The following is a 16,036-nucleotide window of genomic DNA, read 5'->3' on the forward strand; positions in this document are numbered from 1 at the left end:
ACCGCCTCATTCGGTCGCATCGCTTCTGTTCGCTCGCCGTCGGCGCGCATCGGGCCTAGATTGTCGCCCATGTTCAAGAAGCTTTTTGGATCGTCGGAGAAGGCTGCGCCTGCCAATCGACTGGCGACGGTGCGCAACATCACCGTCGGTCGCACCGTTTCGTTGGACCCGCTGGCCTGGCGCCGGCTGGGCGATGAGACGCATTTCACCCTGGATCGCGACGTGCTGGACATTTCGGCCCAGGGGCTGGTCAGTCTGGACAGCGGTCAGTTCGTCCACCGCTTCTACACCGACGACCATGTGATGCTTCAGACCATGAGCGACGACGAGGCAGGGCTGGAAAACTACGACTTCAGCCTGTTCATTCCCTGGACCTCGGCCTATCCGCCGGGCGAGAGGGAACGGCGCATCTGGCGCGACCGGCTGTCGGCGCCGGTCTTCCACGGCGCGGCCGAGGAACTGCCCGACTATCCGCGCTTCTGGTTCGCCGAGAGCGACGCCATCCAGCCGCCGGTCACGCTTTGGGAGACGATCTGGGACGACCGGGCCGCGACCACCCCCTATGCCAAGATCTTCCAGACCTGCATGCTGTATGCGCGCGAGCTGGGCGGCGGGCGCGAACTGATGATCGCCCTGGAGCAGCAGCCCGAGGGCGGCGAGACGACGCACGAAATCATGATCGGCATTCCGCTGGAAATGGCCGAGTTCCGCGCCTGAGCGCGCAATCTTAAGGGGCAAGACAGATGTTCGACTGGTTCATTTTTCAGCAGGGGGCGATCGCCTTCCTGATCGCCTTCGCCATGGCGGGCGCCTTCACCCTGGCCTTCAAACTGGTCTACCAGTGGGTCACGCCGTATCACGAGCACACGCTGATCCGGCAAGGCAACACCGCCGCCGCCATTGCTCTCGGCGGCGCCCTGATCGGTTACGTCCTGCCGCTCGCCTCGGCCTTGTCGCACACCGTCAGCCTGATGGAGTTCGCCGCCTGGGCCCTGCTGGCCGGGGTCATCCAGATCGTCGTCTTCGTCGCCATCAGCCGCATGGCCTTCCGCAATCTGGTCGTCCGCATCGAGGCGGGCGAGATCGCCGCGGCCGTCTATCTGGCCTCCATCTCCATCTGCGTCGGCCTGCTCAACGCCGCCTGCATGACGTCGTGAACCCATGACAGACCCCAAAGAGCTGCCACAGAACCTGGCCAAAACCGACACCATGCGCCGGCTGAAGCGCTCGCGCGTCCTGCACGTCAGCAGCCTGATGGCGACCGCCAGCTTCTCGCTGGCCGCCTGCGGTTCGCCCCAGCGCGTGCCGGCGCCCGAGCCCGAGCCGACCCTGGCCTATCAGTCGTTGGACGAGTGCAAGGCCGCCAACGACATTCCCGACAACGAATGCGACGCCGCCCTGACCAAGGCTCAGCAAGAGGCCGCCAAGACCGCGCCGCGCTACGCCACGCGCGAGGAGTGCGAGGGTCAGTGGGGACCGTCGCAATGCCAGCCGAACAACAACGGCGGCTCCTTCTTCACGCCGCTGCTGACCGGCTTCATCGTCGGCCAGATGCTGAACGGCGGCGGCTATCGCGGCGGCGGACCGCTGTACCGTGACCGCGAGGGGCGGCTGTCCAACGGCTATGGCGGCGGCTACGCCTACCGCGACTATCGCACCGGCAAGACCCTGGCCAATGCGCGCGAGCATGGCGACGTCGCCCGTCAGGCCCCGACGCGGGTGCAGAGCCGAACCACCGTCGTCTCGCGCGGCGGCTTCGGCGGCGGCGGCCGAGGCTACGGCGGCTGATACAGTTCTGGCGCCCGGCGCCGCTCTTCCCCTAATAGGGATCGCTCTCACGCTTCACGACAGACCGGACCGCCTCGCCTCATGACCGCATCGCCGCCCCCGAATGGAGGCCTGGACGTCGAAAGCTGGGGCGACCCCGAGGATCCCATCGTCCTGCTGATCGGCGCGCCCGAGCATCTGTCCGGCGACTGGCGCCGGTCGGTGCGCGCGCTGGTCGAGGCCGGCCGCCACGTCATGCTCGCAGCCGATTTTGATAAAGCGGACGACAGCTCCGCCGCCCTGCGTCGACTGCTGACCGAGCTTTCCTCTCGCCCGGCCATCGTCTGTTCCGACACGACGCTGGCGGCCGTCGTCCCTGCGCTTTCCGTCACCGGCCCGGCCCTGGCAAGCTGTCTGGTGGTCGTCGCCGAAGGGCAGGGGGCTGTCTCGCCCGAACTTGAGACACAGTTGGCCGGCATTCCGCGCCAGACGATCGCGCGCGCCGAGGCGTCCGACGCGGTCGAGGCCGAGAACGCCGCCCTTCTGGGCTTCCTCGAACGCCACGCTCCGCGCGACGCCCTGCATTATCAGGCCGGCTCCGACCCGCGCACCCTGCGCGACGCCCTGGGCTGTTTCGCCACCGGGGTCACGGTGGTCACGACCCTGGACGAGGCCGGACAGCCTGTCGGCCTGACCGCCAACTCCTTCTCCTCGGTGTCGCTGGACCCGCCGCTGATCCTGTTCTGCCTGGCCCGCTCGTCCACCAATGTCGACCGCTTCCGCCAGGCCGAACATTTCGCCATCAACGTCCTGCATATCGGCCAGCAGCCGACCTCCGGCGTCTTCGCCCGGTCCCAGGCCGACCGGTTCCAGGACGTCGCGTGGGAGACCTGGGACACCGGCGCCCCCATCCTCTCAGGCGCCCTGGCCAGTTTCGAATGCGGAACCGAACAGATCGTCGAGGCCGGCGATCACCTGGTCATCATTGGCCGGGTCAAGCGCGCCCGGTTCGAGCCGCGCCGCGATCCGCTGCTCTATTTCCGGGGCAAGTATCGGCGGCTGCACTTTTCCTGACCGGCCGGGATCGCTATCTCTCGCCCGAAATAGAGGAAGCCGTCCCCATGTCCGCGACCACGTCCGCCGATCCCGTCGTCATCGTCTCCTACGCCCGCACCCCGATGGGCGGTTTCCAGGGCGCGCTGTCCGACGCCAAGTCCACTGACCTGGGCGCTGTGGCCGTCAAGGCGGCGCTGGACCGCGCCGGCCTCGATCCGCAAAAGGTCGAGCAGATCATCATGGGCTGCGTCCTGCCTGCGGGCCTCGGCCAGGCGCCGGCGCGTCAGGCGGGCATGGGCGCAGGCCTGCCCGTCTCGACCGAGGCGACCACCATCAACAAGATGTGCGGCTCGGGCATGCAGGCGGCCATGATGGCGCACGATGCGCTGGCCGCCGGTTCGGCCGACGTGATCGTGGCGGGCGGCATGGAGTCCATGACCAACGCCCCGTATCTGATGCAAAAGCACCGGGGCGGCGCGCGCATCGGCCACGACGTCATTTCCGACAGCATGTATCTGGACGGGCTGGAGGACGCCTACACCCCCGGCAAGCTCATGGGGCAGTTCGCCGAGGACACGGCCAAGGACTATCAGTTCACCCGCGAGCAGCAGGACGCCTACGCCATCGAAAGCGCCGGCCGGGCCAAGCGCGCCCAGGAAACGGGCGCCTTCGACGCTGAGATCACCTCGGTCGAGGTCAAGACCCGCAAAGGCCCCGTCACTATCGATCGCGACGAACAGCCGACCCGGTCCGACCCGTCCAAGATCCCCAATCTGAAGCCCGCCTTCGGCAAGGACGGCACGATCACCGCGGCTTCCGCCGCCTCGATCTCGGACGGCGCCGCCGCCCTGGTCATGATGCGCCAGTCGACGGCCCAGGCCCTGGGCCTGACGCCCATCGCCCGAGTGGTGTCTCAGGCCGCCCACGCCCATGAACCGCACCTGTTCACCACCGCCCCGGTTTTCGCTCTGCAAAAGGCGCTGAAGAAGGCGGGCTGGAGCGCCGACGACGTCGATCTTTGGGAGGTCAACGAGGCCTTCGCCATCGTGCCGATGATCGCCATGCAGGAACTCGGCATTCCCCACGATAAGATCAACGTCAACGGCGGCGCCTGCGCCCTGGGCCACCCGCTCGGCGCCTCCGGCGCCCGCGTCCTCACCACCCTCCTGTCCGCCCTGAAAGCCCACGGCAAGACCCGCGGCATGGCCGCCCTCTGCATCGGCGGCGGCGAGGCTACGGCGATGGGCGTGGAGTTGGTATAGGGCGTCTTGCGGGTCGTCATAGCGGACGCAGCGCCCTTTCGTCAGCGGGGCTTGCAGATTGTTTCGCGATCGGGCTGCTTCCGCTAAGTGCGTCTAATCGTGAATGAAATAACGGTTTGGTCGCCGTTCTCGTGAAATGAGATGTCGCGCCCATCCACCTGAAGACGACTGCCGCAGCCAAGCAAGTCCCAACTAGCGGTCGCGGGCTTGCCAACGGCCGAAGGCCATCGTGCGTATGGCAGATCTCGAGGCGGAGTGAGCGCATCGCAGGGCCGTAGCAAGGCGGATTCGACAGCCGACCTGATCTCTGGGTCTCTAAATAATGCGCTGCTCAATGTGAGCCGGATGCAAAGCTCCAGTTCGCGGCAGTCTTGATTGTCGCCTGGACCGAGCAGCGCGCATCCTTGCTGCTGCGATAAGAACTGCTGGAGCGAGTCCTCCGCGCAAAGGCCGGACGTGCCGATCGTATAAGCCTTGTCCCCGAAGGCTTCGTAGAAGCCCTTTCCCAGCTTTTTCCGGATGACTGCTTCCGTCGCCGCCGCCCGGAATGCGTCGCCGTAAGGCGCCGGATCGTACCCGATCAAAGGCGGCCCTTTCGGAAATGGAGCGCATCCAGCGAGAGTGAGGAGACCAAGGGCGAAAAGGGATCGGAGGCTCATGGATGCACTCTGATCGGGCCGCTGAAAAAGCTCAACAGTTCGCGCTCGCAGCCTACGGGCAGAAGGTCTCGGATAGGCCGAAAACCGCAGCAGCTTTTCGGCTGGCCATATATGCCAAAGCCTTAAGCCGCGAACGCCGCTCGAATCGGCTGCACGGTCTGATCCGGGCGCTTCACCGGCAGGTCGAAGCTGACGACCGTGCCGACGCCCGGCTGGCTTTCCATGCTCAGCTGGCCGCCATGCATCTCGATCAGGGATTTCGTCAGGGCCAGGCCCAGGCCGGTGCCCTGGGTGGTCTTGGAATGCTGGCCCTCGACCTGTTCGAACGGGCGGGCGAGGCGGACCAGGTCTTCGGGTGCGATGCCGATGCCGGTGTCGGCGCAGGCGACGCGGACGCGGTCCTCGCCCTCGGCGCCCAAGAAGGGTTTCAGCGACACGACGATGGAGCCGCCCTCGGGCGTGAACTTCACGGCGTTGGAGATCAGGTTCAGCATCACCTGTTTGACGCCGCGCTGATCGGCCTCGATGTCGGGCAGGTCGCCGGCCTCGACCGCGATCTTCAGGCCCGCTTCCTGCACCTTGCCGCGCATCAGCCGCACCGCGTCCTCGCACACCTCGCGCAAGGACACCGGCTCATAGTGCAGGGTCATCTTGCCGGCCTCGATCTTGGCCATGTCCAGCACGTCGTTGATCAGGCTGAGCAGGTGCTGGCCCGACTTCAGGATGTCGCCGGCGTATCCCTTGTATTTCTCGTTCAGCGGCCCGAACAGCTCGCTGGCCATGATCTCTGAGAAGCCGTTGATGGCGTTCAGCGGCGTGCGCAGTTCGTGGCTCATATTGGCCAGGAACTCGGACTTGGCCTGGTTGGCGGCCTCGGCCCGGGTCATGGCGACCTCGTATTTGCGCGCCAGCAGCGACAGCTTTTCCTGGCTGGATTCCAGCTGGTCGACGGTGGCCCGCAGATCGTCGGCGGCGCGGCGGCGCTCGGCCTCCTGGCGTTTGATGGCGGTGATGTCGGCGGCGGTGACGACCGAGCCGCCTTCGGAGGTGAACCGCTCGGACAGTTGCAGCCAGCGCCCGTCATTCAGCTCGACTTCGCGCAGGCCCGCACGACCGCTGGCTGGGCGATGCTCGGCCTTGATGGCCAGGCCGGCGATCCGGTTCAGCTCGTCCTTCATGGCGCCGCGCCGCACCACGCCGTGATCGAAGCCGAAGGCGTCCTCGAACGCCTGGTTCCACAGGATCAGCCGCCCCTGACGATCGAACAGGACGAAGGCCTCTGAGATGCTTTCCACCCCGTCGCGCAGCCGGCTTTCGGCGGCCTGGGCGGCGGCCTTGGCGCGGCGGGCCTCGGTGATGTCCAGCGCCACGCCCAGGATGGCGGAAAAGCCCATGTCGCCGCGCTCGCCGCGCGCCTGGCCCCGCGCGTCGATCCACCGCGCCCGCCCGTCCGGTCCCGCCACCGGGAAGGTGATCTCAAAGGCGCCATAGGCCGACGCCTGGCGCAGGGCGTGGCGGAAATCTTCCTGAAAGCGGGGATGGACGCGGCTGATCACATCTTCGGCGTCGGTCACACCGCCGCGCGAAAAGCCCAGCAGCGCGGCCATATAGTCCGAAAGCGACACCTCGCCCTTGGCCAGATCCCACTCCCACACCCCGCACCGCGCGGCTTCGACGGCGATGCGGAACCGCTTTTCGGTGGCCACCCGTTCGCGGTGCTGGCGCGTCTGGCGCAGGCCGTAGAGGACGAACAGAACCACGACCCCGACACCCAGCATTAGCGGCGCGAGCACCACCCAGGCGTCGTCGAAGACGGAGGCGGTCGTCCCTTCCGAGATTGCGACCACATAAGGGCCGCCCGCCCGGGCCTGAGCGGCGGCAGCGAGGCCGGCCTGCCCCCCCAGCGTCACGGCACGCGGTTCGGCCTGACCGACCAGGGCCGAGGCATCGACGCCGATCAGGGTGCGGATGGGTTGGCCAATCTCGGCGGCGCGCGCCGAGGCCAGCACCACGCCGCCCGCCGACACGATCCGCGTCTCGCCGCCTGTCGGCAGGACCGGCGCGATCCGCGCCTCCAGCCTCAAACCGTCGGCATTGGCCTGGCCGGCGGCGACCGATCCTTCGCCCTTGGCGGCCTGCACCGTCTCGCCGGGACCGACCAGGGTGAAGGCGACCTTGGGCGCGGCGGCCTGCGCGGTTTCCACGACCTCTATGGGGGCGCGTTTGGCGACAATGGCGGTGCGACCCGCGGCCAGGCCCGCATCGGCCGACTGGATCAGCGCCGCGGTCTGGCTGGCGACCAACTCGGCGCTCAGCTTCAGATTTTCGGCTTCCAGGCGGCTGATTTCGCGGGTCGGCCGGCTGAACTCACGCGACGCCATCAGGGCATAGGCGGCCGCGATCAGCGCCAGGACCAGGACGGCGATCCGCAACCAGGCGGGTGCGCCGACGGCGCGGTCGGAGGCGCGACGCCCCGACCGATTTTCCCGCCGCTCCTCGTCCCGCAAGCCCCGACCCTCCGACAAACACTTCGTTGCGGGAATCTAGGCTGCGTCGCGGATTCGTGTCGAGGCTCGGTGCGCGCTTTTAACGGGTTTTTAAGCGGCGGCGACCGGCGACAGCAGGCGGTCGGGCGCGGGCTCCAGCACACGCGTCACGCCATGCAGCACATCGCGCGCCTGTCGGGCCAGGGTCAGGACAGCCGGCGGCGCATCGTCAGGCGTCTCGGCGACCAGATCCACCAGATCCTGGGCCAGGCGCATCAGTTGGGGCGCGGCGGCGATCAGCCGGGCCTGAAACTCGATATGCTGGGGATCGCGGTCGTATTCGGCGCCCGGCACGCGCCAACCGCCCCAATCCGCCCGATCGGTGACGACGACCGGATAGGTGCCGGGGTGGGGGTGATGCAGGCAATCCTCGGGTAGCTGCCACTTGTTGCGTGCCCGCAGCAGCCGCCAGTCGCCCAAGCCCTGATCCGAGGCCGGATCGTCGGTCGCGAGCAACAGTTCGTTGGCGGTGAACTCGCGCCCCAAGCCGACGTCATAGGTGACGCGTACGGGCTCTTCGAACCCCTTGGCCCACACGGGCTGGACCTGTTCGATAAAGGCCCAGGCGCCGACGCACTCGACCCAGACCTTCTGACCCTTCTGGAACTGCGCGCGCGCCATGCCATCCTCCGATTTTCGAAGGAACAGCATGAACGACGATCCTTGACGCCCGGTGTCGGGGCGCGGTTACGCAGGTCTTAACGCGAGATGCTTTCCAGCGTCTCGCCGGCGTATTTCTCCTTCACCCGCGTCGACAGGTCGCCCAGCGACACGACGCCGACCACCCGGCCATGTTTGTCCACGACCGGGGCGCGACGGATCTGCTTGGCGCCCATCAGGTCCAACACGACCTTCAGGTCGTCGGTGTCCAGCACCGTCTGCGGATCGCGGGTGATGAACTCCACAACCGAGGCGCTCGAGGCGGCGCCCGTGGCCAGGGCGCGCACCACGATGTCGCGGTCGGTGATGGTGCCGATCAGCTGATCGCCGTCCGCCACGGGCACGAAGCCGAAGCCGCCCTTGGCCATGCGGCTGGCCACGTCCTGGATGGTGTCGGCGGGGCGGGCCAGATGCACGTCCTTGGTCATCACGTCGCGGATCTTCATGGCGGGTTTCCTTGGTTGAAGCGTTGCGCTGGAAAACCCGCCGCGAGCGTGGCGGTTCCGGTCAGGGCGTCCGCATCGGGGGAAGGCCCTGGGCCGCCCGCACCAGCTGAACAAACTCGGCCCGGTCGCCATAGGGGTCTTCACCCCTGGCCCCTTGCGCCTGATCGATGATCCGGTCCCAGCCATAGTCGGCCGTCATCCACGGATCGCCCCGCAGTTTTTGACCGAAGCCGGCGACCGCGATGGCCCATCGCGTGGCTTCGGGCGGCTGTGCGCTGACCGGCCCGCCCGCGCGGTTGGTCAGCGGCTGCTGGATCAGGTCCGAGCGGCTCTGGCTCGGCTGTTTGTAGCGCACCTGGATAAAGCCGATCTCACCGTTCGGATCGCCGCCGCCGACCCCGATACGGTTATCGGGATAGCGCCTTTCGGGAACCTGGGTCGGGCCGCCGACGGGGGTGATCTCGTACAGGGCCGTGACGCTGGCGCCGGATCCGACCTCGCCCGCATCGACTTGGTCGTTGTTGAAGTCTTCCTCGTTCAACAGGCGGGTTTCATAGCCGATCAGCCGCCATTCGGCGACGCGCGCGGGATTGAACTCGACCTGGATCTTGACGTCGTCGGCGATGGGGAAGGCGCCCTTGTCGAAGGCCGGTCCGAACAGCCGGCGCGCATCCCTCAGGTCCCCGACATAGGCCGCGACCCCATTGCCCGCCTGGGCGATGGTCTGCATCCGCGCGTCCTGATAGTTGCCGCGCCCGAAGCCATAGACCGACAGATAGATGCCCGTCCCGCGCTTGTCGGCGACATAGTCCTCCAGCCGCTTGTTGTCGGTCACCCCGACGTTGAAGTCGCCGTCGGTGAACATCAGGATGCGGTTGACCTTGTCGCGCGCGAAGTTCGCCTGGGCCTGGTCATAGGCGTTGGTCATGCCGGTCGCCCCGGCCGTGCCGCCCGAGGCCTTCAGGCTGGCGACCGCACAGCGCATCTTCAGCTTTTCGTCGCCCTTCGTGGGCTGCAAGGTCGTGCCGGCGCCTTCCGCGTAGTAGGTGACGGCCAGCGTGTCCTGCGGCCTCAGCCGGTCGATGGCCAGGTTCATCGCCTTCTTGGCCAGGTCCAGCTTGTCCGGCGACCCCATCGAGCCGGAGACGTCGACCAGGAAGGTCAGATTCAGCGGCCGCTGCTCGCCCGCCGGCAGTTCGTAACCTTGTAGGCCGATATGAACGATCTGACGCCCGTCAGCCCAGGGCGAGGCCGCGACCGCCGTGGTGATGGCGAAGGGCCGGGTCTGGCTGGTCGGCCGGGCATAATCATAGTCGAAGGCGTTGATCAGTTCCTCGACCCGCACCGCATCCTTGGGCGGCGCACGACCCTCGTCGATGAAGCGCTTCACGTTCGAATAGGACGCCGTGTCCACGTCGATGGAGAAGGTCGAGACCGGCTGATCGCTGGTCCGCTTCACCGGATTGGGCGTCGCATCCGGATAGCGTTCGGTGTCGGCAGGGGCCGGCGTCATCATGCCGGGCGACGTCGGGGCGCCTGGTGATCGCGTGATCCGGGAGCCTGTGACGACAATATCTTGCTGCGCCAACGATGACGGCGCGGGGGCGGGCGATGGAGGCGGTGGCGGCGGAGGCGGCGGAGGCGGAGGCGGAGGAGGAGGAGGCGCGCCGTAGGGGACGCGATCTTCCTTGCGTGTCGGCGTGATCCTCACCGGCGGGGTCGGCGGACCGTTGCGCGGCGCCGGCGGTGCGGCGACGGGCTCAGGCGATCCCAGCTCAAAACCGAGAGGCCGGCACGCCGCCGGCGTCGGTTCGCCATCCAGCGGCTTGGCCAGGGCGACGGTCGGCATGGCGACCGGCGGCGCGGCGAACGACAGGCTCAGAACGGACAGGGCCGCGATCCTGATTACGCGTGACATGGCTTCCTCCGGTTGTTTTGTTGACGCCAGTCGCGGGTCGTCATGGGGCGAAACTGTGGCGCCAAATCCCCCTCGACGCACGATGATCTTTCAGCGTGTCTTTCGTGTCCTCTCGCAATCGCCGCTCAGGCCCTCCACAATAGAGGCCAAGCTTGGGGGAATGCGATGGCTGAGGCGACGACGGGACTGGATCTGGGCGCGGCGGCCGCTCTGCTGGCCGCGGGCGTGCTCGCCGTGCCGGTGTTCAAGCGCATCGGCCTGGGGTCGGTGCTGGGCTATCTGGCGGCGGGCCTGGCCATTGGTCCCTTCGGCCTTAAGCTGTTCCGCGAGCCCGAGACCATCCTGCACGTCGCCGAGTTCGGCGTGGTCATCTTCCTGTTCATCATCGGGCTGGAGATGCGGCCCAAACGGCTTTGGGGACTGCGCAAGGAAATCTTCGGCCTCGGCGCGGCCCAGGTGCTGTTCTGCGGCCTGATCCTGACCCTGACGGCCATGCTGGCCGGCTTCTCCGCACCCGTCGCCTTCGTCGGCGCCATGGGCTTTGTCCTGTCGTCCACAGCCGTCATCATGCAGATGCTGGAAGAACGCGGTGAAATCGCGGGCGGGCCGGGCCAGCGCGCGGTCTCCATCCTGCTGCTCGAAGACCTGGCCATCGTGCCGCTCCTGGCCATCGTCGCCGTCCTGGCCTCGGTGCTGGGCGTGGCCAACGAACAGGCGCCGCCCCTGTGGCAGACCGTCGGCTTCGCGGTCGCGGCGGTCGGCGGTGTGCTGCTGGCCGGCAAATATCTGGTCAATCCCGTCTTCCGTCTCCTGGCCCAGTACGGTGGACGCGAGGTGATGACTGCGGCGGCCCTGCTGGTCGTGGTCGGCGCCGCCTGGGCCATGTCGCTGGGCGGCCTGTCCATGGCCATGGGCGCCTTCCTAGCCGGGGTCCTGCTGTCGGAATCGACCTTCCGTCACCAGCTGGAGGCCGACGTCGAGCCGTTCCGCGCCATCTTGCTGGGCCTGTTCTTCCTCAGCGTCGGCATGTCGCTGGACGTCTCGGTAGTCGTCGCCGACTGGCGTCTGGTGCTGGGCGGGGTCGTGGCCTTCATGCTGGTCAAGGGCGTGGGCATCTATGCCGTCGCGCGCCTGTTCAAGGCCTCGCACCATGAGGCGATCGAGCGTGCAGGCCTGTTCGCACAAGGCGGCGAGTTCGCCTTCGTCCTGTACGGCGCCGCCGTCGCCGCCGGCCTGTTCGACGCCCGCATCGGGGCGATGATGTCGGCGGTGGTGATCCTGTCGATGGCCCTGACGCCCCTGACCTCGCTGCTGATTGCACGGCTGTCGCCCAAGCCGGTCCAGGACGCGGAAAGCGCCGAGGGCGTGGACTTCGCCAAGGACTTGCGCGGCCAGGTGCTGATCATCGGCTTCGGCCGTTTCGCCCAGGTCGTGTCACAACCCCTGCTGGCCCGCGACGTGGACGTGTCGATCATCGAGAACGACGTGGAGATGATCCAGGCCGCCTCCCAGTTCGGGTTCAAGGTCTATTACGGCGACGGCACCCAGCTGCACACCCTGCGCGCTTCGGGCGCGGAGGAAGCCGAGATCGTCCTGGTCTGCGTCGACAAGCCCGAGGCCGCCGACCGCATCGTCGAACTGGTCAAGTCGGAGTTCCCGACCACCCGGATCATGGCCCGCGCCTTCGACCGAGGGCATTCGATGCGGCTAATCCAGGCCGGGGTGGACTACCAGATCCGCGAGACCTTTGAGTCGGCGCTCAAGTTCGGCGAGCGCGCCCTGGTCGAACTGGGCCTGGACGAGCATGAGGCGGCCGAGACCATCGGCGACGTGCGCCGTCGCGACGAGGCCCGACTGGACTTGCAGCTGACCGGCGGGCTCAAGGCCGGCCGTCAGCTTATGCGCGGCAATATGCCGACGCCCCAGCCCGCCCCCTACATCAAGCCCCGCCGCGAAGGCCGGCTGCTGAACGAGGACGAGGCGGGCCCGGCCGCGCCGGACACCCGGCGCGAGCCCGCAGACACCTGATCCCTACTGGCTCACGCCATTTTCCAGACGCGCGCCGGCCAGTTGCGCCTTGGCCTGAAGATAGGGCGTCGCGGACACCAGCTGCGAGATGGCGTTGAAACGTTCAGTCGTCAGGCCGGACGCCTCGACCGCCGCCGTCAGTTTGGCGCTCTGCTCGGGCGTCGCCTGGTTGTTCTGCACCTCGGCTGTGACGGCGCGAATCTGCGTCATGGCGGTGACGAAGCGATTCAGTTCGTCATCGGTCACGGCGGCGGCTGGCGTGCCGGGCGCGGGCGGCGTGGCGTTGACCACCCGGATGCGCGCCGCCAGGGCCGGATCGGCGGCGACGGCGTTGGACAGGGTGTTGAAGCGCGTCACTTCCAGCCCCGAATCCTGCACTGCGGCGGCCATCTGCGCCTGCTGTTCCGGCGTCGGCTGGGCGCCGTTCAGCGTGTCGCTGACCGCTCTCACCTTGGCCATGGCGTCGTCAAACTTCTTCAGCTCGTCATCGGTGAATGTGGTCGAGCCGGCCATCGGCGCGGCCGTCGGCGTCTGCGCCGTCGTCGATGCCTCTTGGGCGTGAGCGGTCGCGGCGGTCGCAAGAAGGGCGACGGAAGCAAGAAGGGCGATGCGGGGCGTGCGCATGGGAATGTCCTTTCGGTCTGGCGTCCACTTGAAGGGCCGTCCGACGACGGCGATGACGCAATCACGTCATCGCTCCCCAGGGGCGTGGAGCCTGGAAACAGACGAAGGGGGAGCCTTCATAACCTAGGCGCCGATGCGCCTCACGCCACCCCTTGGGCGCTGGAGGCGCGATCAAGGATGCGTTAGACGGGCGTGATCCTTGTTGAGGTTTGCCCATGAAACGTCTCGCCATCGCCGCCCTGGCCCTCGTCGCGGTCGCCGCGCCGGCTGTCACCGTCACCGCCTGGGGCAACACCGGCCACCGCCTGATCGGCGTGGCGGCGATGCGGGCCCTGCCGGACGAACTGCCGGCCTTCCTGCGCACCCCGGCCGCCATCGCCGACGTGGGCGAACTGGCGCGCGAGCCCGACCGCTGGAAGGGCGCCGGCCAGCCGCACGACCGCGAGCGCGACACCGCCCACTTCGTCGATCTGGACGACCAGGGTCGCGTCTACGACCAGCGCGGCATGAGCCTCAACGACCTGCCGCGCCTGAAGTCCGAATATGACGCCGCCCTGACCAAGGCCGGTCTGGACGTCAACGACGCCGGATATCTGCCCTACGCCATGATGGACGCCTGGCAGCAGCTGGGCCGCGACTTCGCCTATTGGCGCGTGCTGAACGCCGCCGAAAAGCGCGAGACCAATATGGAGCGCCAGGCCTGGTATCGCGCCGACCGCATTCGCCGCGAGGCCCTGATCCTGCGCGACATCGGCGTCATGGGCCACTATGTCGGCGACGGTTCGCAACCGCATCACACCAGCATTCACTACAACGGCTGGGGCGACTTCCCGAACCCGGAAGGCTTCACCAACTCGCGCCAGACCCACGCCGTGTTCGAGGGCGAGTTCACCAACCGCGTCGCCCGTCTGGACGCCGTCGAGGCCGCCATGCCGGCCGCCAAACTGGACGGTTTCGACGTCAAGGCGCGCACCGTCTCCTATCTGACCACGACGCTCGGCACGGTGATCCCCTTCTATCGTCTGGAGAAGGCCGGAGGTTTCCGCGACAGCGACCCGCGCGGCGCGGCCTTCGTCAACGAACGTCTGGCGGCGGGCGCCGGCGAACTGCGCGACTTCATCGTCGCCGCCTGGACCGCCTCCGGCAGCGCCTCCATCGGCTGGCCCGCCGTCAAGGTCGCCGAGGTTGAGGCCGGAACCACCGACCCCTGGATCGCCATGGTGGGCGAGGACTGATTGCGTTGTCCGAGCTGACACCTCCCGCCGTCATCCTCGACAAGTCGCAGATGGCCGAGAACATCGGCGCCGTGGCGCGGGTGATGGCCAACTTCGGCCTGTCGGACCTGCGCCTGGTCAGCCCCCGCGACGGCTGGCCCCAGGAGCGGGCCTGGGCCACGGCCTCGGGCGCCGACTGGGTGCTGGACGGGGTGCGGGTGTTCGACAGTGTCGCCGAGGCCATCGCCGACCTGAACACCGTCTTCGCCACGACCGCCCGCCCCCGCGAGACGCGCCAGCCCGTGCGCACGCCGCGCGAGGCCAGCCGCGTCCTCTATGACGACACGGCCTCGGGCCTGAAGACGGGCCTCTTGTTCGGCGGTGAACGCGCCGGGCTGGAGACGACCGACATCGCCCTGTGCGCCGGCATCGTCACCATTCCGATCGACCCGAAACACCACTCGCTGAACCTGGCCCAGGCCGTGGCGATCAACGCCTATGAGTGGCGCACCCTGATCCTGGACGCCCCGCCGCCGCGCTTCCGCGACAGCGAACCGCCGGCGTCGAACGACCTGCTCGTCGGCATGTACGAGCATCTGGAGGAAGAGCTGGAAAACGGCGGCTTCTTCTATCCGCCCGAGAAGAAGCGCTCGATGAGCCAGAACTTGCGCGTCATGCTGGGCCGCGCCGCCTTCTCGGAGCAAGAGGTCGCCACCATGCGCGGCGCCATCCACGCCCTGTCGCGCGGCCGCGGCCGGGTCCTGGCCAGGCTGGCGGCCGAACGCGCGGCCAAAGCGAAGACGGACACGCCTGAGTGAAACTCTGGCTGATCTATCCGCTGGCGGCCTTGGCGGAGATCGGCGGCTGTTTCGCCTTCTGGGCCTGGCTGAAGCTGGATCGTTCGTCCCTGTGGCTGGCGCCCGGCGTCGCCTGCCTGATCGCCTTCGCCTGGCTTCTGACCTTGGTTCCCAGCGATGCGGCGGGCCGCGCCTTCGCGGCCTATGGCGGCGTCTATATCTGCGCCTCCCTGATCTGGATGGCGCTGGTCGAGAAGACCCCGCCGGATCGCTGGGACATCTTGGGCGGCCTCGTCTGTCTGGTCGGCGCCGGGCTCATTCTGTTCGGCCCGAGAGGCTAGCCAGCCGATTTGCGATACACGATCGCAGACGTTTCAGTCCTTTGCCTCGCGTCAGCGTCATCTTCCTGCCCACGCCCTCAGAGCGTGCGATCCTGTCTCGGTTCGCCCGCAGCGGGGGTGTCGCACGGTCGAGGAGGCACGAGATCAGACGAATTAGACGAATTAGACGGTGTTTTTCCGATGAGACCGTCTGAATTGACGATGGCGCGTCAGCCCGCGCCCAGCAGGTCCGACCAGCGCCAGCTGCCCTTGCCCAGGGCCAGTTGCGCGCCGCCGGGGCGGTCTTCCAACTTCAGGACCGACAGGCCTGTCATGCGTTGGCTCTTGCACTCAGCCGGGGCGAAGGCGACTTCCAAGGCGATGGCCTGGCGCACGCCGGCCAGACCCTTGCCCGCCTGGTTGCGGCTTTGCAGCCAGTCGCCGTTCCAGACCAGGATGGCGCGTCCGTTCGCATCCATGTCCTGGGACGCGGCGATGACAGCGCGGCGCACGGCCTGGTCGTCGCGCACCGCGTCCTGGACCCAGCGCACCATGTCGCACGACCCGCCGCCCGAGCCTGAACCCGCGCCGGTCCCTCCCGAACCGCCCGATTCGCCGACGCCCGATCCGCCGCCGCCGCCCGGACCTGCGCCGACCGTCATGGCGCCGGCGATCTGGGCCGCGCCCAGCAGCGGCAGGGGCGGACCCGGCGGGGCAGGCGCGGCGGGCAGGGGTTCGA

Annotated in this window: 14 protein-coding genes and 1 pseudogene; 9 read left to right on the forward strand and 6 right to left on the reverse strand. The window is 67.9% G+C overall.

Annotation, left to right across the window (positions count from 1 at the left end; translation table 11 throughout):
• Positions 1–69: 69 nt before the first annotated feature.
• The 5 genes from GGC30_RS10105 (at position 70) to GGC30_RS10125 (ending at position 4,085) form a co-directional block, all read left to right on the forward strand.
• Positions 70–717 (forward strand): DUF2491 family protein, encoded by a 648-nt coding sequence (locus GGC30_RS10105; protein WP_153923778.1) that lies wholly within the window; start codon positions 70–72, stop codon positions 715–717.
• Positions 718–743: 26 nt separating this feature from the next.
• The gene (locus GGC30_RS10110) at positions 744–1,157 is read left to right on the forward strand and encodes a DUF350 domain-containing protein (RefSeq protein WP_153923780.1); all 414 of its coding nucleotides are present in this window, start codon (positions 744–746) and stop codon (positions 1,155–1,157) included.
• A gap of 4 nt (positions 1,158–1,161) precedes the next feature.
• Positions 1,162–1,788, forward strand: a complete 627-nt coding sequence (locus GGC30_RS10115; RefSeq protein WP_153923782.1) for a DUF1190 domain-containing protein — start codon at positions 1,162–1,164, stop codon at positions 1,786–1,788.
• 81 nt (positions 1,789–1,869) lie between these two features.
• The gene (locus GGC30_RS10120; protein WP_153923784.1) at positions 1,870–2,841 is read left to right on the forward strand and encodes a flavin reductase family protein; all 972 of its coding nucleotides are present in this window, start codon (positions 1,870–1,872) and stop codon (positions 2,839–2,841) included.
• Between the two features lie 47 nt (positions 2,842–2,888).
• Positions 2,889–4,085, forward strand: coding sequence for an acetyl-CoA C-acyltransferase (locus GGC30_RS10125; protein ID WP_153923786.1), 1,197 nt, complete (start codon positions 2,889–2,891; stop codon positions 4,083–4,085).
• Between the two features lie 781 nt (positions 4,086–4,866).
• Here the strand turns inward: GGC30_RS10125 and GGC30_RS10130 are convergent.
• The 4 genes from GGC30_RS10130 to GGC30_RS10145 all read right to left on the reverse strand — a co-directional run bounded on the left by GGC30_RS10130 (position 4,867) and on the right by GGC30_RS10145 (position 9,912).
• A complete protein-coding gene (locus tag GGC30_RS10130; protein ID WP_153923788.1) occupies positions 4,867–7,251 on the reverse strand; it encodes an ATP-binding protein in 2,385 nt (794 codons plus the stop codon).
• A gap of 90 nt (positions 7,252–7,341) precedes the next feature.
• On the reverse strand, positions 7,342–7,911 hold the full coding sequence (locus tag GGC30_RS10135; protein ID WP_153923790.1) for a hypothetical protein: 570 nt from the start codon (positions 7,909–7,911) through the stop codon (positions 7,342–7,344).
• Between the two features lie 77 nt (positions 7,912–7,988).
• Positions 7,989–8,396: a CBS domain-containing protein gene (locus GGC30_RS10140; RefSeq protein ID WP_055752885.1), complete on the reverse strand. Its 408-nt coding sequence runs from the start codon at positions 8,394–8,396 to the stop codon at positions 7,989–7,991.
• A 61-nt stretch (positions 8,397–8,457) separates the two neighbouring features.
• On the reverse strand, positions 8,458–9,912 hold the full coding sequence (locus GGC30_RS10145) for a von Willebrand factor type A domain-containing protein (RefSeq protein ID WP_153923792.1): 1,455 nt from the start codon (positions 9,910–9,912) through the stop codon (positions 8,458–8,460).
• A gap of 567 nt (positions 9,913–10,479) precedes the next feature.
• On the opposite strand from GGC30_RS10145, the gene GGC30_RS10150 reads away from it, so the two are divergent.
• The gene (locus tag GGC30_RS10150) at positions 10,480–12,342 is read left to right on the forward strand and encodes a monovalent cation:proton antiporter-2 (CPA2) family protein (RefSeq protein WP_153923794.1); all 1,863 of its coding nucleotides are present in this window, start codon (positions 10,480–10,482) and stop codon (positions 12,340–12,342) included.
• A 3-nt stretch (positions 12,343–12,345) separates the two neighbouring features.
• Here the strand turns inward: GGC30_RS10150 and GGC30_RS10155 are convergent, their stop codons facing one another.
• Positions 12,346–12,966 (reverse strand): DUF4168 domain-containing protein, encoded by a 621-nt coding sequence (locus GGC30_RS10155; protein WP_153923796.1) that lies wholly within the window; start codon positions 12,964–12,966, stop codon positions 12,346–12,348.
• 215 nt (positions 12,967–13,181) lie between these two features.
• On the opposite strand from GGC30_RS10155, the gene GGC30_RS10160 reads away from it, so the two are divergent.
• The 3 genes from GGC30_RS10160 to GGC30_RS10170 are packed head-to-tail and all read left to right on the forward strand — an operon-like array spanning position 13,182 to position 15,318.
• On the forward strand, positions 13,182–14,201 hold the full coding sequence (locus GGC30_RS10160; RefSeq protein WP_153923798.1) for a S1/P1 Nuclease: 1,020 nt from the start codon (positions 13,182–13,184) through the stop codon (positions 14,199–14,201).
• Positions 14,202–14,206: 5 nt separating this feature from the next.
• On the forward strand, positions 14,207–14,998 hold the full coding sequence (locus GGC30_RS10165) for an RNA methyltransferase (protein WP_153923800.1): 792 nt from the start codon (positions 14,207–14,209) through the stop codon (positions 14,996–14,998).
• A complete protein-coding gene (locus tag GGC30_RS10170) occupies positions 14,995–15,318 on the forward strand; it encodes a YnfA family protein (protein WP_370451950.1) in 324 nt (107 codons plus the stop codon). Before GGC30_RS10165 ends, GGC30_RS10170 begins: the two co-directional genes overlap by 4 nt.
• A 209-nt stretch (positions 15,319–15,527) precedes the next feature.
• Here GGC30_RS10170 and GGC30_RS16280 read toward each other — a convergent pair.
• Positions 15,528–16,036 (reverse strand): annotated as a pseudogene (locus GGC30_RS16280) (hypothetical protein); the annotation flags it as partial.

Origin of the sequence: Brevundimonas sp. SPF441, from assembly GCF_009661015.1 — a bacterium.
Taxonomy (GTDB): Bacteria; Pseudomonadota; Alphaproteobacteria; order Caulobacterales; family Caulobacteraceae; genus Brevundimonas; species Brevundimonas vesicularis.